Source organism: Nocardia seriolae NBRC 15557, from assembly GCF_007990715.1.
In the GTDB taxonomy this organism is placed as follows: Bacteria; Actinomycetota; Actinomycetes; order Mycobacteriales; family Mycobacteriaceae; genus Nocardia; species Nocardia seriolae.
In genome coordinates, this window is record NZ_BJWY01000026.1 from 36,469 (window position 1) to 55,306 (window position 18,838).

The window sequence follows — 18,838 nt, forward strand, 5'->3', positions numbered from 1 at the left end:
CCGGCGAATTCGATTGAGGAGTCCGAAGACGTGTCATCGCATCCCTCCCTGCCGCCCCTGGTGGAGCCGGCGGCGGAGCTGACCCGCGACGAGGTCGCCCGCTACAGCCGCCATCTGATCATCCCGGACCTCGGGGTCGACGGGCAGAAACGTTTGAAGAACGCGCGCGTGCTGGTGATCGGCGCGGGCGGGCTCGGCTCCCCGGCGCTGCTGTACCTGGCCGCGGCCGGTGTCGGCACGCTCGGCATCGTGGAGTTCGACGAGGTCGACGCCTCCAATTTGCAGCGCCAGATCATTCACGGCCAGTCCGATATCGGCCGTTCCAAGGCCGACAGCGCGCGGGACTCGATTCTGGAGATCAATTCCGGAATCAATGTGGAGCTGCACAAGATTCGCCTCGAGCCCGACAATGCGATCGAGCTGTTCGCGCAGTACGACCTGATCGTGGACGGCACCGACAACTTCGCCACCCGCTACCTGGTCAACGATGCCGCCGTGCTGGCGGGCAAGCCGTACGTGTGGGGTTCGATCTACCGCTTCGAGGGTCAGGTCTCGGTCTTCTGGGAGGACGCCCCCGACGGTCGCGGCATCAACTACCGCGATCTCTACCCCGAGGCCCCGCCGCCGGGCATGGTCCCCTCCTGCGCCGAGGGCGGCGTACTGGGCGTGCTGTGCGCCTCGATCGGCTCGATCATGGTGACCGAGGCCATCAAGCTGATCACCGGCATCGGCGACCCGCTGCTGGGCCGTCTCATGGTCTACGACGCACTGGACATGAGCTACCGCACCATCAAGCTGCGCCGCGACCCGGAGCGTCAGCCCATCATCGAACTCATCGACTACGACGCCTTCTGCGGCGTGGTCTCCGAGGAGGGCCAGGCCGCCGCGATCGGTTCCACCATCACCGCCCGCGAACTCAAGGAGATGCTCGACGCGGGCAAGGATGTGGCGATCGTCGATGTGCGCGAGCCGGTCGAATGGGACATCGTCCGCATCGACGGCGCGACCCTGATTCCCAAGGACCGCATCCTGTCCGGCGAGGCCCTGGCCGAGCTCCCGCAGAACACCCCGATCGTGTTGCACTGCAAGACCGGAATCCGTTCCGCGGAGGCCCTGGCGGCGCTGAAGAACGCCGGTTTCTCCGACGCCACCCACCTGCAGGGTGGAATCATCGCCTGGGCCAACCAGGTTGACCCCAGCCTGCCGGTCTACTGAGCGAAGGTCTTGATTGATCGGGACGTGACAACTGATTTCGGAAGGATCCGGGTAACTCATCGGGAACGTCCGAAATTGGGGACATGCCCGAACGCAACGCGCGTGCGACACTCCGTACGGCTCCCAGTCTGGCCTTAAGTCGCGGGGAGGCGGGACAGCGGTAGCGTACGCGCGTGACCATGACTGCTGTGGAACCTCCCGAGCATGTGCGCTCGACCTTCGGGTTGCGCGAGGAGGCGCCGGTTCCGCTGGGGAACTGGGACGGTGGCTGGCGGCTGGGTGATGTGGTGCTCAGCCCGGTGACCGATCACGCGCGGGCCGCCTGGTCGGCCAAGGTGCGCGAGACGCTGCGGGTGGACGGGATCCGGCTGGCGCGGCCGGTGCGGGCCACCGATGGGCGATACGTCGTATCCGGGTGGCGGGCCGACACCTATCTCGAAGGGGTGCCGGAGCCTCGGCACGATGAAGTGGTGTCGCTGTCGCTGCGATTACACCAGGTGACGGTTCAGTTGGAGCGGCCACGGTTTCTGGCCGCGCAGCCGGTCGCGCCGTGGGTGGATATGGATGTCTTCGCCGCGGCGGATCGTGCTGCGTGGGAAGCGGTTCCGCTGCGCACGCTCAAGATGGGCGGCCTGCTGCCCTCGACCTCGCCCGACGGCGACCGCAGCCTGATCTTGATCACCCAGCTGTCCACCCTGCGCAAGCCGGTGACCACGCCGTCGCAGCTGGTGCACGGGGATCTCTTCGGAACCGTGCTGTTCTCGGGCAATTTCGCGCCCGGCCTGACCGATATCACCCCGTACTGGCGGCCCGCGCCGTGGGCCGCGGCGGTCATCGTGGTGGACGCGCTGTCCTGGGGCGGCGCCGATGACGGGCTGCTGGAGCGCTGGGCCGATCTGCCCGAATGGCCGCAGATGCTGGTGCGGGCGGTCATGTTCCGGCTCGCGGTGCACGCCCTGCATCCGCGGTCGACACCGGAGGCGTTCCCGGGACTGTCCCGGACCGCGGACATGATCCGCCTGATGCTCTGATCGGAAACGAGAAATGAAAGGCCGCGCCGGGCGACGAATCCGGCGCGGCCTTTCTACTCCCCGAGGGGTGGGGAGCTTTGGAAGAGCGTGGCTTCCAAAGCTTTCGGTTCCTTCGTCAGACGCTGGCGTGGGCCAGCGAGGGCGCCCGGCCGACGGCGAAGGAGGAGCGCAGGTAGAACCACCAGGTGATCCCGCCCATGACCAGGAACGCGGCCGCGTACGCCCAGAAGGCCGGAACCATGGTGTGGTAGTGGGTGTTCGAGAGCCGCAGCGCCTGCTGCAGGATCCAGCCGCCCGCCGCGCCGATCGCACCGATGACGCCGATGGCCGCGCCCGCCTGTCGCTTCGCCGAAGCCAGGGCGACCGTGATGTCCTGCTCGGTTTCCGCGGCGTGCCGCCGGGCCTCCGCGCCGAAGATCGACGGAATCATCCGGTAGGTGGAGCCGTTGCCGATGCCGGTGAGCACGAACAGCAGCAGGAACGAGGCCAGGTAGAGCGGGAAGTTCTTGGCGTGCAGCGCCGTCACGATGAGCGCGGTCGCCACCGCCATGCCGCCGAAGACGTACACCGTGATCTTCGCGCCGGTGAGCTTGTCGGCGATCCACCCGCCGAACGGGCGGCTGAAGGAACCCACCAGGGCGCCCAGGAAGGCCAGGTTGCCCAGGGTGCTCATCCAGCCGATCTTGGCCAGGCTCGGGAAGTTGGCCTTGAGCAGGGTCGGGAAGGCGAAGGAGAAGCCGATGAAGGAACCGAAGGTGCCGATGTAGAGGATGGCCATCACCCAGGTGTGATGGTTCTTCAGGGCCAGCCTGTAGGAGCTGCCATCGGATTTCGCGCCGTGCAGCGAGTCCATGTAGCGCAGCGCGCCGAACAGCGCGATCAGGATGAACGGAATCCACACCAGCACCGCGAGGGTGATGCCGAAGCGGTAGCCGCCCGGGTTCTTGGCGAAGATGTGCGTGCCGAGGGTGATCAGCAGCGGCACGAACAACTGGGTCTGTGCCACGCCGAGATTGCCGCCCGCGGCATTGATGCCCAGCGCGGCGCCCTTCTTGCCCTCGGGGAAGAAGAAGTTGATATTGGCCATCGACGACGAGAAGCTGCCGCCGCCGACACCGGCGGTCGCGGCCAGCAGCATGAACACCCACATGGGGGTGCCCGGCTGGTTGATGAAGTACACCAGGCCCAGCGTGGGCAGCAGCAGCATGGCCGCGCTGAAGGCGGTGAACGCACGCCCGCCGAAGCGCGGGATGGCGAAGGTGTAGGGCACCCGCAGCGCCGCGCCGACCAGGGTCGGGGTGGAGGTGAGCAGCAGCGCGTTGTTCACCGCGTCGGGATTGTTCTTGCCCAGGAAGGCGAATCCGGCCGAGCCCATGGCGGTCACCACGCTGGCCCACAGCACCCAGACGCTGAATCCGAGGTTTTCGGCGAATACCGAGAAGATCAGATTCTTGCGGGCGGTCTGTTTACCCCCGTTTTCCCAGAATTCATTGTTATCCGGTTCCCAGCGGTCGATCCATCGCCCACGTCGTTGATAACTGAAGGCGGTATCGGGTGCCTCTACTACGGTTGCCATGAGCAGCTGTCCTCTCGGCTGTCGCGACCGCCCTCATCGTCGGTCCCCGGTACTGGAGGGGATCCGTTGCGGTCGCGTCAACCGTAGGAACAGCTCTTTACGCCTGAATGGCTTTCGGTGACGGGAGCGGTAATTCCCGCTCACTTTCCGGTGTTACGCGCGGTGACCTTCCGGTTACTCGAATTTCGTATCAAGCGTCCGGTATTCGGCCATGAGCGAGTCGAGGAAGCAGTTGGCGGTGCAGGCCGCTCGTTCCGGATCGCCGTCGATCACCGCCTGCACCAACTCCGCGTGCTCGTCGTGGTAGCTCTCGCCCTCGCGCTCGGAGCGGAAGCGGATCCCCGCGGCGATGACGGGCAGCAGCGAGTCGTAGAACTCCAGATATACCGCATTGTGGCTGGCGACGACGATGGCGCGGTGGATTTGCACGTCGGCCTCGATGGCGGCCTCGAAGTCGGTGTCCCAGAAGCGGGTTCGCTTGTCGAGCAGTCGCCGCAGGGTCGCTATGTCGGTCTCGTCGCGGCGGGTGGCGGCCAGCCGGGCGGCGGTGGTGTCCAGGGCCTGCCGCAGCTCGAGCAGATCGCGCTGCTGGGCGTCGGCGAAGTACGAGGACAGGGTGCCGCCGAGGCTGGAGGTGGAGATGACGTAGGTGCCCGAGCCCTGTCTGCGCTCGAGCATGCCCGCGTGCACGAGCGCCTGCACCGCCTCGCGCACGGTATTGCGGCCCGTGCCGGTGAGTTCGGTGAGTTCGGGCTCGGTGGGGATACGCGAGCCGACGGCCCAACGGCCGGAACGGATTTCGGCACGAAGCTGCTCGGTCACCTGGGCGATGAGGCTCGTGCGACGGACTGGTTGCACGGGGACAGAGTACCTTGCCTCACATTCGTTGCATCACATCATCGGGTCATCCTATGATTTCGCGGTGACCGCGACGATGGATGAGACGATGACCGCCCCGCGGGGGAGCGCCCCCGCCCGCCCCCGACCCGTCGATCGCGAACCCGTCCCGCTCCCCGCCGACCGGAAGCAGGCACCGCACGAACTTTCGCGCCGCGCCCTTTTCGAGGGCCGCCTGCTGGTGTTCGCCGCCATCGTCATGTCCGCGCTCACCCTGCGCGTCGCCGTGACCGCGTTCTCCCCGCTGGCCGCCCGCATCGGCCAGGACATCGGCTATTCCACCGCCGTGGTGGGTGTGTTCGGCATGCTGCCGACCGCCATGTTCGCCCTCGGCGGTCTGATCACCCCGATCCTGTCGCGCCGCCTCGGCCTGGAACGGACCGCGCTGGCGGCCATGCTGATGACCGGACTCGGTTCGGCGCTGCGGGCCATCGTGCCCGACACCTGGGAGCGACTGGCCTTCTCGGCGCTGGCGCTGGCCGGCATGGGTATCGGCAATATCGTGATCCCGCCGCTGGTGAAGCGGTACTTCTCCGATCGGCTGGCGCTGCTCAGCTCGATCTACATCGTGATGGTGCAGCTGGGCACGGTGTTCCCGGCGCTGATCACGGTGCCGCTCGCGGATGCGCACGGCTGGCGGCTCTCGCTGGGCATGTGGGCCGCGCTGGCCTTCGCCGCCGCGCTGCCGTGGATCGGCGTGCTGCGGGTGCGGCGCGCGCACGCCCGCTTCGACACCAGCGAAATGCCCTCGGAGACCGACGAACCCACCGGCAAGGTGTGGCGCTCGCCGCTGGCCTGGGGCATGGCCTTCATGTTCGGCATGACCTCGCTGATCACCTACGCCCTGTTCACCTGGATGCCGACGATCTTCGGTGACGCCGGCGCCGGCGCCTCTTTCGCGGGCAGCATGGTCGGCATCTTCGCGCTGATCGGCCTGGTGGCCGCGCTCAGCGCGCCGACCCTGGTGGGGCGCATGGCCAATCCGTTCCCGGTGGTGATCGGCTGCGCGGTGTTCTTCTTCATCGGATTCGCCGGGCTGCTGATCGCGCCCATGAGCGCGCCGCTGGTGTGGGTGCTCGCCCTGGGCCTGGGGCCCTCGACCTTCCCGATGGCCCTGACGCTGATCAATCTGCGCACCCGCACCGGCGCCGGTTCGGCCGCCCTGTCCGGCTTCACCCAGGGCGTCGGCTATTCCGTGGCATGCGTGGGCCCGCTGCTGTTCGGCGCGCTGCACACGATGACCGGAGGTTGGCTGGCACCCTTCGCCTTCCTGACGGTGGCGGTCTGCGTCCTGGTCGGCGGCGCGTGGGTGGCGTGCAAACCGCAGCTGCTCGAGGACACCTGGAAGTAAATTCACGGTTCGAGTTGCCGAGCCGTGAGGTTGGGTCCATGCTTTGTGGCAGGGCTCTCACCTCACGGCTCGAATTCTTGTTTTCAGGCACTTTGTGACCAGTGGAAACCGTTGTGTCACACGGCCGAAACATATGGTCACTTCTCACGCCCGGCGACCGGATTTCGTGAGCAACCGTTGATTTGACGGTCATTTCGCGCAGCATTCGCGCAATACCCGTTTCCTACCTTGGGCCTATCCAGATTTCAGGAGGGCCCCTTGTTGAAGACGCTGACCCGCAAGCACGACATCGAGCATTGGGATGCCGAGGATGTCGCGGCTTGGGAAGCCGGTGGTAAGGACATCGCGCGCCGCAATCTGATCTGGTCGGTCTTCGCCGAGCACATCGGGTTCTCGGTGTGGTCGATCTGGTCGGTCATGGTGCTGTTCATGCCGACCGCGGTCTTCCACATCGATCCGGCGGGCAAGTTCTTCCTGGGCGCGGTGCCGACGCTGGTCGGCGGCATCATGCGAATCCCCTGCACCGTCGCCACCGCCAAGTTCGGCGGCCGCAACTGGACCATCGTCAGCGCCCTGGCGCTGCTGGTTCCGCTGCTGCTGACGCTGTACTTCATCAACCAGCCCGGGACCTCCTACACCACGTTCCTGATCGTGGCGGCCTTCGCGGGCCTGGGCGGCGGCAACTTCTCGTCGTCGATGGCGAACATCAACGTCTTCTACCCGCAGCGGCTCAAGGGCTGGGCGCTGGGCATGAACGCGGGCGGCGGCAATATCGGCGTGCCGGTGGTGCAGCTGATCGGCCTGGCGGTCATCGCCACGCTGGGCAACGCCTACGGCAATGCGTCGGTGGTGTGCGCGGTGTACCTGGTCGTGGTCGTGGTGGCGGCGCTGGGCGCGGCGCTGTTCATGGACAACGTCAAGAACCAGAAGGCCGACCTGTCCAACATGATCACGGCCCTGAAGGTGCCGCAGTCGTGGGCCATCGCCTTCCTCTACACCGCGACCTTCGGCTCGTTCATCGGCTACAGCTTCGCCTTCGGCCAGGTGCTGCAGATCAACTTCAAGGCCGGTGGCGCGGCGGCCGCGGCGGCCACGCTGCACGCCGCGCAGATCGCCTTCATCGGCCCGCTGCTCGGCTCGCTGGCCCGCCCCTACGGCGGCAAGTGGGCCGACCGGATCGGCGGCAGCCGGGTCACCCTCTACATGCTCGGCGCGATGACGGCCGCGACCGTGGTGGTCGCCCTGGCCAGCACCATGGGCGATCACGCGGGCCGGCCCACCGGCCCGGTGCTGGCCCTGATGATCGGCGGCTTCGTGGCGCTGTTCGTCATCTCCGGCATCGCCAACGGTTCGGTCACCAAGATCATCCCGTCGGTGTTCGCCGCGAAATCCCGCAGCCTGCCCGGTGATTCGGCGAGCCGTGCGGCCTGGGCGCAGAACACCTCGGGCGCCCTCATCGGTTTCGTCGGAGCCATCGGCGCGCTCGGCGGTGTCGGCATCAACCTGGTGCTGCGCAGCTCCTACGCCTCCACCAAGTCCGCCACCACCGCGTTCTGGATCTTCATGGCCTTCTACGTGGTGTGCGCGGCGGTGTGCTGGGCGGTGTTCCTGCGCCGTCCCTCCGCCCGCTCCCTGGCCAAGGGCACCGAGGCCAAGGACACCGAGATCGACTCCGACGTCGTCGTCGAGGCCGAGGCTCTGGTCCTGGAGGCCGAATCCGGCTCCACCGCAAGCGATTCCCCGTCCACTTCGTCGGCTCGCGCCTGACCCTTCCATTCTCGAAAGGGACCGTCATGACCCACAGCATCGAACGCAAGACCGTCGTCGTGGTCGGCCACGGCATGGTCGGACACCGCTTCGTCGAGGCGCTGCGCTCCCGTGACGAGGCCGGGACCTGGCAGGTCATCGTGCTCAGCGAGGAGAAGCTGGCCGCCTACGACCGGGTCGGACTGTCCTCCTACGTCGGCATCTGGGAGACCTCGGCGCTGGCGCTGCCGGGCAATGCCTACGAGGGCGACGAGCTGGTGCAGGTGCGCCTGGGCGTGAAGGCCGACGTCATCGACAAGGCCACCCGCAAGGTCACCACCTCCACCGGCGACGTGATCGCCTATGACGCACTGGTGCTCGCGACCGGCTCCTACGCCTTCGTGCCGCCGGTGCCGGGTCACGACCTGGAGGGCAACTTCGTCTACCGCACCCTCGAGGATCTCGACGGCATCCGGGCCGCGGCCGAGGCGGCCGGTCCGGGCGCGGTCGGCGTGGTGGTCGGCGGCGGTCTGCTCGGCCTGGAGGCGGCCAATGCGCTGCGGCTGCTGGGCATGACACCGCACGTGGTCGAGTTCAACAAGTGGCTGATGCCCGCCCAGATCGACGAGGGCGGCGGCGCCATCCTCGAAAAGCTGGTCTCCGAGCTGGGTTTGAGCGTGCACACCGGCGTCGGCACCTCCACCATCGAGACCATCGAGGACGGTTCGGCCGCCGAGCGGCTCAAGGTCACCTTCTCCGACGGCAGCGAACTGCGTTCGGCCCTGGTGGTTTTCGCCGCCGGTGTGCGGCCGCGGGACGAGATCGCCCGCAGCGCCGGGCTGGATGTCGGCGAGCGCGGCGGTGTCATCACCGATCTGGGCCTGCAGACCTCGGACCCGAACATCTACGCCATCGGCGAGGTCGCCGCGGTCGAGGGCGTCTGCTACGGCCTGGTGGCCCCCGGCTACAGCACCGCCGAGGTGGTCGCGGACCGCCTGCTCGGCGGCGCGGGCGAATTCCCGGGTGCGGACATGTCCACCAAGCTCAAGCTGCTCGGCGTGGACGTGGCCTCCTTCGGCGACGCGCACGGTCGCACCGAGGGTGCGCTGTCGGTGGTGCTGCACGACGCCGCCAAGGGCACCTACGCCAAGCTCGTCGTCTCCGATGACGCCCAGACCCTGCTCGGCGGCATCCTGGTCGGCGACGCCACCCAGTACTCGGCGCTGCGCCCGCTGGTCGGTCGCCCGCTGCCCGCCGACGCGGCCGCGCTGATCTCCCCGGCCGGTGCCGAACTGGGCGCGGACGCGCTGCCCGACGACGCCCAGATCTGCTCCTGCAACAACGTTTCCAAGGGCTCGATCTGCGGCGCGATCGCCGACGGCGCCTGCGACGTCCCGGCCATCAAGAGCTGCACCAATGCCGGAACGTCTTGCGGCGGTTGCGTTCCCATGCTCAAGAAGCTGCTGGAGCAGTCGGGTGTGGCGGTCTCCAAGTCGCTGTGCGAGCACTTCGCACAGTCGCGCGCGGAGCTGTTCCACATCATTCAGTCGACCGGCATCCGCACCTTCTCGGGCCTGATCGCCAAGTACGGCACGGGATCCGGCTGCGATATCTGCAAGCCGACGGTGGCCTCCATCCTGGCCTCCACCTCGAGCGATCACATTCTCGACGGCGAGCAGGCGTCGCTGCAGGACACCAACGACCACTTCCTGGCGAACCTGCAGAAGAACGGCACCTACTCGGTGGTGCCGCGCATGCCCGGCGGCGAGGTGACCGCCGAGCAGCTCATCACCATCGGCGAGGTGGCCAAGGAATTCGACCTGTACGTCAAGGTCACCGGCGGTCAGCGCATCGACCTGTTCGGTGCGCGGGTGGAGCAGCTGCCGCTGATCTGGAAGCGCCTGGTCGACGCGGGCATGGAATCCGGTCACGCGTACGGCAAGTCGCTGCGCACGGTGAAGTCCTGCGTCGGTTCCACCTGGTGCCGCTACGGCCAGCAGGATTCGGTGGGCATGGCGGTGCTGCTCGAAAAGCGTTACCGCGGCCTGCGTTCCCCGCACAAGCTGAAGCTGGCGGTCTCGGGTTGCGCCCGCGAGTGCGCGGAGGCGCGCGGCAAGGACGTCGGCGTCATCGCCACCGAGCACGGCTGGAACCTGTACGTGGGCGGCAACGGCGGCCTGACGCCCAAGCACGCGGTGCTGCTGGCGGGCGATCTGGACGACGAGACGCTGATCAAGTACATCGACCGCTACCTGATGTTCTACATCCGCACCGCGGACCGGTTGCAGCGCACCGCGCCCTGGCAGGAGGCCCTGGAGGGCGGCCTGGACTACCTCAAGCAGGTGGTCTGCGAGGACAGCCTGGGCATCGCCGCCGACCTGGAGGCTGCCATGGCCAAGCACGTCGAGGGCTACAAGGACGAGTGGGCCGCGGTGCTCGAGGACGAGGGCAAGCTCTCGCGCTTCGTGTCCTTCGTGAACGCGCCCGAGGAGACCGATCCGACCATCGGGTTCGACGAGACCGGTGAGCGCAAGGTGCCGGTGCTGCTCGGCATTCCGGACATTCCGGTCGGCATGACTGATATCTCTGCCGCAACAGGCCAGGTCGCCGAGTCCGCCACGCACGGGAAATGACTGCTTAACCGCTTGGAAACAGGACGTCGGTACCAATAGGTACAGGCCGTTCGGAGGAGAGTTACCGATGACCGTGATCGACACACCAGGCACCGCGACCAGCATCAGCGGCTGGACCCAGGCTTGCCGACTGGATTCTCTGATTCCGGGCCGCGGCGTGGCGGTTCTGCTCAAGGGTGGCCGGCAGGCGGCCCTGTTCCTCACCACCGACGGCACCCTATACGCCGTCGGCAATATCGATCCCTTCGGCCGGGCGGCGGTCATGTCGCGCGGCCTGGTCGGCGACCGCGGCGGCGTGCCGGTGGTGGCCTCGCCGCTGCTCAAGCAGGCGTTCTCGCTGATCGACGGGAGCTGCCTGGACGACGGATCCATCTCGCTGCCGGTGTACGCGGTTCGCGTGGTGGACGGTGTGGTCGCTGTGTCCAACGACCCCGTCCAGTTCCCCGGCGGTCCGGCATGACCGAGGTCGACGGCGGTACCCCGCTCGCTGGATTCACGGTCGGCATCACGGCCGCCCGACGCGCCGACGAACTCGGCACCCTGCTCGCCCGCCGGGGCGCGAACATCGTTTCAGCCCCGGCCATCCGGATCATTCCGCTCGCCGACGACACCGAGCTGGAGCGCGTGACGCGCCGGCTGGTCGACGACCCGCCGCAGATCACGGTGGCCACCACCGGCATCGGCTTCCGCGGCTGGATGGAGGCCGCGGAGGGCTGGGGCCTGGCCGAGGAGCTGCGCGACACCCTGGGCTCGACCCGCATGCTGGCCCGCGGCCCCAAGGCCAAGGGCGCGATCCGCGCCGCGGAACTGCGCGAGGAATGGTCTCCCGCTTCCGAATCCAGCGCCGAGGTGCTGGATCACCTGCTGGCCGAGGGCGTCGAGGGCGTCCGCATCGCGGTGCAGCTGCACGGCGCGACCACCGAGTGGGAGCCGGTTCCCGACTTCTGCGAGGTGCTGCGCATGGCCGGGGCCGACGTGGTCCCGGTTCCGGTCTACCGGTGGGTCCCGCCGGACGACCGCACCCCCATGGACCGCCTCATCGAGGGCATCGTCACCGCCGGACTGGACTGCGTGACCTTCACCAGCGCCCCCGCCGTGGCGTCACTGCTCATGCGTGCCAAGGAGACCGGGCTGCTGGAGGCCGTCCTGCACGCCTTCCGCACCCGGGTGCTGCCCGCCTGCGTCGGGCCCATCACGGCCGCCCCGCTCGAGGAGCTGGGCGTGACCACCTCCATGCCCGGCCGCGCCCGGCTGGGCGCGCTGGCCCGGCACGTCGCCGAGGAACTGCCCCGGCGCGCCAATCGGATTCAGGCCGCGGGCCACAATCTGAGCGTGCGCGGCGGCTGCGTGGTCGTCGACGGCCAGGTGCGTCAGCTGGCGCCCGCGCCGATGGCGCTCATGCGTTCGCTGGCCCGCCAGCCCGGTCGCGTGGTCTCGCGCGAGGATCTGCTCGCCGCCCTGCCCGGCGGCGGTGACGACACCCACGCCGTGGAGACCGCCATCGCCCGCCTGCGCGCGGGCCTGGGCACCCCCAAGGCGATTCAGACCGTGGTCAAGCGCGGTTACCGGCTGGCGCTGGACCCGGCCGAACGCATCGACAATCCGCACCCGGAACCGGCGGGTCCGGCCGGCCGCCAGCCGTCCCCGGCGCACTCGGCGGGCCTGGGCGCACGCCGCGAGATGCCGTCGCGCGGCTTCGGCGGACGCCCGGTGCCCGAGGTGCCCCCGGCCGGTGCGGCGCCGCGCCGGCCCGGCTCGCCCAGCGCGGTCAACGGTGCCGCGCGTCCCGCGATGGCCCCGACGGTCGCCGGAAACGGTGTCGCCCGGCCGGTCTCGGCCGCCGAGGCGCAGCCCAACGGCGCGGTGCGACAGCCCGGCGGCGCAGTACGGCAGCCGGGCGGCGCGGTGCGACAGCCCGATAGTGCGGTGCGGCAGCCCGGCGGCATGGTGCGCCAGCCCAAGGGTGCTGTACGGCAGTCTTTTCCGGCACGGTCGTTCGGTCCGGCGGGTTCCGCGGGCCCGGCCCGGGGCGTCTGGTGAGTGCCCCCGCCCTGGTCCTGGTGGCGCACGGCACCAGGAGCACGCGGGGCGTGGAGATGATCGCCGATCTGGCGGCCGCGGTGACCCGGGAGCTGAGTGCCTCGGCCTTCTCGGACGCGGCCCGGTTCGGGATCCCCGAGACAGGTGCCGGTGCCGATTTCGGGGCCGCATCGGCATCGTTGCGTGAATTGGCGATCACGGCCGCGCCGACGGTGCGGACCGCGTTCGTGGATGTGCTGGGGCCGTCCCCGGCCGAGGTGTTGCGGGAGCTGGATCCGGTTCCCGCCGTGGTGGTCCCGGCGTTCCTGGCCTCGGGCTACCACGTGTATCAGGATGTGCCGCGAGAGGTGGCCGCGAGTGCGCACGATGCGGTCGCGGTCACCCAGGCCATGGGTCCGGACCCGGCGCTGGCGGAGGTCATGCGGCTGCGACTGCGGGCCGCGGGCTGGCAGCCGGGCGACGCGGTGGTGTTCGCCGCCGCGGGGTCCTCGGATGCCCGTGCGCGCCGGGACGTCCAACGGTCGGCGAACCTGCTCTCGGAGCGGCTCGGCACCCCCGCCCACCTGGCCTACATCGCCACGGGCGAGCCGCGGGTGCCGGAAGTGGTGGCGGCCGTGCGGGCTTCGGGCGCGCGCCGGGTGTTCATCGCCTCGTACCTGCTCGCGCACGGGCTGTTCCACCAGCGCCTGCACGAGGCCGGTGCGGACGGTGTGGCCGAGCCGATCGGCGTCCACCCCGCCATCGTTAGTTTGCTGGTAAGTCGCTACACCTCTGCGGCACATGCTCTTTCGGTCGCGAAAGCCGCCTGAAACGAATCGCCCGAAACTACGATGGCTTGGCGGTTCCGGAAATACGTGCCAGTCTTTCAAGCGACATTTCCATATTGATTGGGAGGACCTCGTCTTGAAGAAATTCGCTGTCACCGCAGGGCTGATCGCGGCGTGTGCCGCAGGCACTTTCGGTACCGCTGCCGCCGATGACGACCAGGGTGTCGTCGTGGGTGTGGACCCGGCGGGTGCGTGCGCTTTCTACCACCTGACCCCCGAGCAGTGCCAGCAGGCGCTGCAGCCCGGCGTCGGCATGACCGTTCAGGGCCAGGCGTGGACCGGTTACAACGTGGGCGTTCACTGAAACGCTCAAATTTCACAATTCGATTCGGGTCGGCACCTTCGGGTGCCGACCCGAATCGTTTGCTGGGGCCTGTGATCTCCGCCACGGTCGCTAGCCGTTTGCTATCGCAATGCAACGTTTTCGGCCCCTATCACGGGACTGCATCGCCGACCGAATCGCGTTCCCGCTGAGTGGAACCGCCGCGTCCGATCGTCGGGCGGATCAGCCCTTCGGCGTTTGCAACGCCGGATACCAGATGTCGGTGAGGACGTTCGCGGCTTCCTCGGCCGAGACCTCGATGGTGCCCTGCATGGCCCACCGGGTGAAGAACCGTTCCAATTGGGCCACAAGCAGTTCCACGCGCAGGCGCGCCTCCTCCTGGCGGTCGGCGGGCCAGCGGGACAGGTACGAGCTCATGACATTGGGCAGGGCCATGATGCCTTCCCTTGCCACCTCGCGGAATTCGGGTTCCAGGGCGGTCGCCTCGTCCCAGGCGGGCAGCAGATCCTTGTAGTCCTGGAACCAGTCGATCGCCCGGCGCATCCAGGCCGCGAACTCCTCGCGCGAGCCGGTGTCGAGCACGTGGTCGAGGTCCGCGTAGAAGTGCTGGACGCTGGGCAGCGTGCCCTGTTCGGCAATGGCGCGCAAGACATCCGGCTTGCCGGTGAAGTGCAGGTAGAAGGTGGCGCGGCTGCAGCCGACGGCGGCGGCGATGTCATCCACGCGAACCGGTGCGTAGCCCTGGGTGGTGAACAGTCCCTTGGCGGCCTCGATGAGCCGGCTGCGGGTCTGCCGCTTCTGTTCGTCGCGCAGGGAGGTGCGGCGAGAGGTGTCGCTGTCGGATCGGGTCACGCCTGAATGATAGACGTAAGTCGACTCACTAGACACGGTGTCTAGTTAGTGTTAGCGTGTGTGGTACATCACGTCCGGCAGGGGAATGTGACCCATGGCCGCACCAGGAGAGTGAATTGGCTGCGCTATCTGCACAGAATCGTGAATTGCCCAGGGTCTGCGTCATCGGCGCGGGACCGTCCGGCATCACCGCCGCGAAGCGGCTGGCCGAATACGGCATTCCCTTCGATTGCTACGAGGCCTCGGACGAGGTGGGCGGCAACTGGTATTACAAGAACCCCAACGGGATGTCGGCCTGCTACCAGAGCCTGCACATCGACACCTCGAAGTTCCGGCTCCAGTTCGAGGATTTCCCGGCCCCCGAGGAATGGCCCGACTTCCCGCATCACAGCCAATTGCACCGGTATTTCCAGGATTACGTCGACCACTTCGGCCTCCGGGATCGAATCCTGTTCGACAACAAGGTGATCTCGGCCGAGCGGGGTGACGACGGCCTGTGGACGGTCACCACCGATCAGGGCTGCGTCGAGACCTACGACGCGCTGATCGTGGCCAACGGCCACCACTGGGATCCGCGCACCCCCGACTACCCGGGCGAGTTCGACGGCACGCTGATCCACTCGCACGCCTACAACGACCCGTTCGACCCGGTCGATATGCGCGGCAAGCGGGTCGTGGTGGTGGGCATGGGCAATTCGGGCCTGGACATCGCCTCGGAGCTGTCGCAGAAGTTCATTGCCGAGAAGCTGTGGGTGTCGGCGCGGCGCGGCGTGTGGGTGCTGCCCGAGTACGTCAACGGCAAGGTCGGCGACACCCAGGTGGTGCCGGCCTGGATGCCGCCGAAGGTGGCGCTCAAGCTCAAGCAGCGCTTCGTGGTCAAGAACCGCGGCCGCATGGAGGATTACGGCCTGCCCAAGCCGGATCACCTGCCGTTCGAGGCGCATCCGTCGGCGAGCGAGGAGTTCCTGCACCGGGTCGGCTGCGGCGATATCGCCTTCAAGCCCGCCATCAGCCGATTGGACGGCAGGACGGTGCATTTCGCGGACGGCACGTCCGAGGAGGTGGATGTCGTGGTGTGTGCCACCGGGTATCACATCAGCTTCCCGTTCTTCACCGACCCGGCGCTGCGGCCCGATGGCAACAACAAGCTGCCGCTGTGGCGTCAAATGGCGCTGCCCGGTGTCGACAATCTGTTCTATCTCGGTCTGGCACAGGCGATGCCGACCCTGGTGAACTTCGCCGAGCAGCAGTCCAAGCTGGTCGCGGCATACCTGACCGGCAATTACGCGCTGCCCTCACCCGCCGATATGGCCGCGGACGCGGCACGGGTCGAGGCGGAACGCGCCGCGCGCTACTACAGCTCGCCGCGCCACACCATCCAGGCCGACTTCGACATCTACGTCCGGGAGCAGAAGAAGGAGCTCGCGGACGGGGCGCGGCGCGCTGCGGCGGCGGGGAACCCGCTGCCGGTACCGGGCCGGGCAGCGGTCCGGGTCTAGGGGAGGGGTAGCGGAATGAGCAACGTCGCTGGATTCTGTGCCGACGAATTCTCGTCTGTCCGTGCGGCATTCACCGAGCAGGTGGAGTCGGGCGCGGAGCTGGGCGCTTCGGTCTGTGTGACCGTGGACGGCGAGACTGTGGTCGATCTCTGGGGTGGTTACGCCGACCCGGAAAAGGCCCGGCCGTGGACCGAGGACACTCTGGTCAACACCTTCTCCATCACCAAGACCATGGTGGCGCTGTGCGCGCTGCTGCTGGTGGATCGCGGTGAGCTGGACGTGCACCAGCAGGTGGCCCACTACTGGCCGGAGTTCGCGGCCAATGGCAAGGCCGATATCGAAGTGCGGCACCTGCGTTCGCACACCTCGGGAGTCTCGGGCTGGGAGGCCCCCATTGTGCTGTCGGACATCTACGACACCGATGCGGCCGCGGATCGCCTTGCGGCGCAGGCACCCTGGTGGGAGCCGGGCACCGCGTCGGGCTATCACGCCATGAACTACGGCCACCTGATGGGCGCGGTGATCAAGCGGATCACCGGGCGTCCGCTGGGCCGGTTCTTCGCCGAGGAGCTGGCCGGTCCGCTGGGCGCGGACTTCCACATCGGCATGGCCGCAGGCGATCTCGATCGCATCGCCACCCTGGTGCCGCCGGAGCTGCCGGAGTTCGACCGGTCCCTGCTGCCGCAGGACAGCGTCATGTTCAAGACGCTGTTCCAGCCGCTGCTGGACTTCGCCGAGGTCGGCACGCCGGAGTGGCAGCGGGCCGAGCTGGGCGGCATGGGCGGGCACGGCAATGCCCGCTCCATCGCCCGGTTGCAGTCGCTGATCAGCAATGGCGGGGCGCTGGGTGGCCGGAAGTTCCTGTCGGACAAGACCATCGAGCTCATCTTCGAGCCGCAGTCCGACGGCGTGGATCTGGCCATCATGATGCCGCTGCGCTTCGGCATCGGCTACGGCCTGCCGCAGCCGCAGACCGCGCCGCAGGTGCCCGACGGCAAGGTGTGCTGGTGGAACGGGCTCGGCGGGGCGCACGTGGTCAACGACCTGGAGCATCGGGTCACCTTCGCCTACGCCATGAACCGGATGGCGCCGGGCCTGATCGGCTCCGACCGCGCCGACGCCTATCTGAAAGCGACCTTCGACACAGTCCTGGGGCGTGCGTGACGCGCTTCACTCGGGCAAGCTGCGAAGGTTGCCGCAATCGGATTCGAGGACTTGATTCATGACCAACGCCGTTGACCTCCAGGCATTCGCCGCGCAGATCGCCGGAAAGCTGACCGGTCCGGGCGGGCCGTTCGAGATGACGGTCGAGCAGGTGCTGGGCGCGCCGCAGCCGGTGTTCAAGCATCGCCACGGCTCGCTGCTCGAGCTGCTGGAAGCCTCCCGCGAGCTGGGCGACCTCGACTACCTGGTGTCCGCGCGGACCCGCTACACCTTCGCCGAGCACTACGCGGCCGCCGGTGCGCTGGCCGCGGCGCTGGCCGAACGCTACGGCGTCGGCAAGGGCGACCGCGTCGGCATCCTGGCCGCGAACGCCGCCGAGTGGGTGCTGACCTTCTGGGCCGCACAGCGGCTGGGCGCGATTCCCGTCGGCTATAACGCCTGGTGGGCCCCGCGTGAGATCGCCTACGGCTTGGAGCATTCCGCGCCGAAGGTGCTGATCGCCGACGCCAAGCGGGCCGCACTGGCCGCCGAGACGGGCACCGATATCCCCGTGCTCACCATGGAGACCGACGTGCCCGCGCTGCTCGCGGAATTCGCGGGCGGCAATCCGAGCGCGGAGCTGAGCGAGGATGATCCGGCGATCATCCTCTACACCAGCGGCACCACCGGCCGCCCCAAGGGCGTGGTGCACACCCAGCGGAACCTGGTGGCCGTCGCGGACTACCACCGATTCATGGACGCGCTCGCCGCCGGTTTCCGCGGCCAGGTCTGGGACGGCTCCCCGGCCGCGCGCCGCTACCTGGCGACCATGCCGCTGTTCCACATCGCGAGCCTGCACAATCTGTCGATCCCGCGGCTCACCACCGGTGATGCGGTGGTGTTCCCGACCTCGGGCGAGTTCGATGCCGAATCGCTGCTGAAGCTGGTGGAGACCGAGCGGGTCACCAACTGGGCGGCGGTGCCGACGCTGGCGAGTCGCATTCTGGGCGTGGACATCTCGAAGTACGACCTGTCCTCGCTGACGGCGTTCTCGCTGAATTCCGCACCGGCCTCCCCGGCCCTGGTGCAGCGGCTGCGCGAGCGGTTCCCGGTCGCGCTCCAGGGTCTGACCACCAGCTACGGCTGCACCGAGTCCGGCACCGCCGCGACCGTCGCCACCCCGCCGGAGCTGGCCGCGGACAACGAGACGGTGGGCCGCGCGGTGGTCGGGGTCTCGATCGAGGTCCGCGATCCCGACGGCAAGGTGGTGCCCGACGGCGAGGAGGGCGAGATCTGCGTGCGCAGCCCGTACGTCATGCTCGGCTACTGGAACAACGAGGACGCCACCGCGGCGGCCATCGACGAGCACCGCTGGCTGCGCACGGGCGATTTCGGCACCCTGCGCGCGGGCAAGCTCTACATCTCCGGCCGCCGGTCGGATCTGATCCTGCGCGGCGGCGAGAACGTCTACCCGCAGGAGATCGAGAACGTCCTGGACGAGCATCCGGCGGTGCGGGAGTCGGCCGTGATCGGCGTCCCGCACGAGGATCTCGGTCAGGAGGTGGCCGCCATCGTCGTTGTGGACCAACCGGATTCGACGACCGCGGACGAGCTGCGCGATCACGTGGCCAGGCAGCTGGCCTACTTCAAGGTGCCGGCCCGCTGGCTGATCACCGCGGAACCCCTGCCGCGCAATGCCACCGGCAAGGTGCTGCGCCGCGATCTATCGCTCGGGGAGTGAATTC

Annotated in this window: 14 protein-coding genes and 1 pseudogene; 12 read left to right on the forward strand and 3 right to left on the reverse strand. The window is 68.3% G+C overall.

The features are described from left to right. Positions 1-30 precede the first annotated feature (30 nt). Positions 31-1,215 carry an adenylyltransferase/sulfurtransferase MoeZ gene (gene moeZ / locus NS2_RS11095; protein ID WP_071343674.1) on the forward strand — a complete coding sequence of 395 codons (1,185 nt, stop codon included), beginning with the start codon at positions 31-33 and terminating at the stop codon, positions 1,213-1,215. A 179-nt stretch (positions 1,216-1,394) separates the two neighbouring features. Continuing rightward, positions 1,395-2,246: a TIGR02569 family protein gene (locus tag NS2_RS11100; protein WP_033087474.1), complete on the forward strand. Its 852-nt coding sequence runs from the start codon at positions 1,395-1,397 to the stop codon at positions 2,244-2,246. Positions 2,247-2,361: 115 nt separating this feature from the next. Here NS2_RS11100 and NS2_RS11105 read toward each other — a convergent pair whose 3' ends face one another. Together NS2_RS11105 and NS2_RS11110 are read right to left on the reverse strand one after the other, a co-directional pair. After that, on the reverse strand, positions 2,362-3,822 hold the full coding sequence (locus NS2_RS11105) for an MFS transporter (protein ID WP_033087449.1): 1,461 nt from the start codon (positions 3,820-3,822) through the stop codon (positions 2,362-2,364). A 174-nt stretch (positions 3,823-3,996) separates the two neighbouring features. After that, positions 3,997-4,680: a FadR/GntR family transcriptional regulator gene (locus tag NS2_RS11110; protein WP_033087450.1), complete on the reverse strand. Its 684-nt coding sequence runs from the start codon at positions 4,678-4,680 to the stop codon at positions 3,997-3,999. 238 nt (positions 4,681-4,918) lie between these two features. On the opposite strand from NS2_RS11110, the gene NS2_RS11115 reads away from it, so the two are divergent. The 7 genes and pseudogenes from NS2_RS11115 to NS2_RS11145 all read left to right on the forward strand — a co-directional run bounded on the left by NS2_RS11115 (position 4,919) and on the right by NS2_RS11145 (position 13,620). After that, positions 4,919-6,070, forward strand: coding sequence for an MFS transporter (locus NS2_RS11115; RefSeq protein ID WP_228102998.1), 1,152 nt, complete (start codon positions 4,919-4,921; stop codon positions 6,068-6,070). 258 nt (positions 6,071-6,328) lie between these two features. Then, complete coding sequence (locus NS2_RS11120; RefSeq protein ID WP_063864964.1) at positions 6,329-7,837, forward strand: nitrate/nitrite transporter; 1,509 nt, start codon at positions 6,329-6,331, stop codon at positions 7,835-7,837. Positions 7,838-7,863: 26 nt separating this feature from the next. Then, entirely contained in the window at positions 7,864-10,449 is a 2,586-nt protein-coding gene (gene nirB / locus NS2_RS11125; RefSeq protein ID WP_033087451.1) for a nitrite reductase large subunit NirB, read from the forward strand. A gap of 67 nt (positions 10,450-10,516) precedes the next feature. Continuing rightward, the gene (gene nirD / locus NS2_RS11130) at positions 10,517-10,909 is read left to right on the forward strand and encodes a nitrite reductase small subunit NirD (protein ID WP_033087452.1); all 393 of its coding nucleotides are present in this window, start codon (positions 10,517-10,519) and stop codon (positions 10,907-10,909) included. After that, a pseudogene (locus NS2_RS11135) lies at positions 10,906-12,051 on the forward strand (uroporphyrinogen-III synthase); the annotation flags it as partial. The gene nirD and the pseudogene NS2_RS11135, both read left to right, overlap by 4 nt. Before the next feature lie 434 nt (positions 12,052-12,485). Then, on the forward strand, positions 12,486-13,298 hold the full coding sequence (locus NS2_RS11140) for a sirohydrochlorin chelatase (protein ID WP_033087453.1): 813 nt from the start codon (positions 12,486-12,488) through the stop codon (positions 13,296-13,298). Positions 13,299-13,392: 94 nt separating this feature from the next. Next, a complete protein-coding gene (locus NS2_RS11145) occupies positions 13,393-13,620 on the forward strand; it encodes a hypothetical protein (protein ID WP_033087454.1) in 228 nt (75 codons plus the stop codon). A 201-nt stretch (positions 13,621-13,821) separates the two neighbouring features. Here the strand turns inward: NS2_RS11145 and NS2_RS11150 are convergent, their stop codons facing one another. Further along, positions 13,822-14,451 carry a TetR/AcrR family transcriptional regulator gene (locus tag NS2_RS11150; protein ID WP_147207154.1) on the reverse strand — a complete coding sequence of 210 codons (630 nt, stop codon included), beginning with the start codon at positions 14,449-14,451 and terminating at the stop codon, positions 13,822-13,824. Between the two features lie 146 nt (positions 14,452-14,597). Between NS2_RS11150 and NS2_RS11155 the strand changes: the two genes are divergently transcribed. From NS2_RS11155 to casG, 3 genes are read left to right on the forward strand one after another with little or no spacing between them, the layout of a single operon-like run. Then, entirely contained in the window at positions 14,598-15,950 is a 1,353-nt protein-coding gene (locus NS2_RS11155) for a flavin-containing monooxygenase (RefSeq protein ID WP_228102637.1), read from the forward strand. A 15-nt stretch (positions 15,951-15,965) separates the two neighbouring features. Beyond that, positions 15,966-17,114 carry an EstA family serine hydrolase gene (locus tag NS2_RS11160; RefSeq protein WP_033087457.1) on the forward strand — a complete coding sequence of 383 codons (1,149 nt, stop codon included), beginning with the start codon at positions 15,966-15,968 and terminating at the stop codon, positions 17,112-17,114. 58 nt (positions 17,115-17,172) lie between these two features. Beyond that, positions 17,173-18,834 carry a steroid-24-oyl-CoA synthetase gene (gene casG, locus NS2_RS11165; protein ID WP_071343678.1) on the forward strand — a complete coding sequence of 554 codons (1,662 nt, stop codon included), beginning with the start codon at positions 17,173-17,175 and terminating at the stop codon, positions 18,832-18,834. The last annotated feature ends 4 nt before the right edge of the window (positions 18,835-18,838 follow it).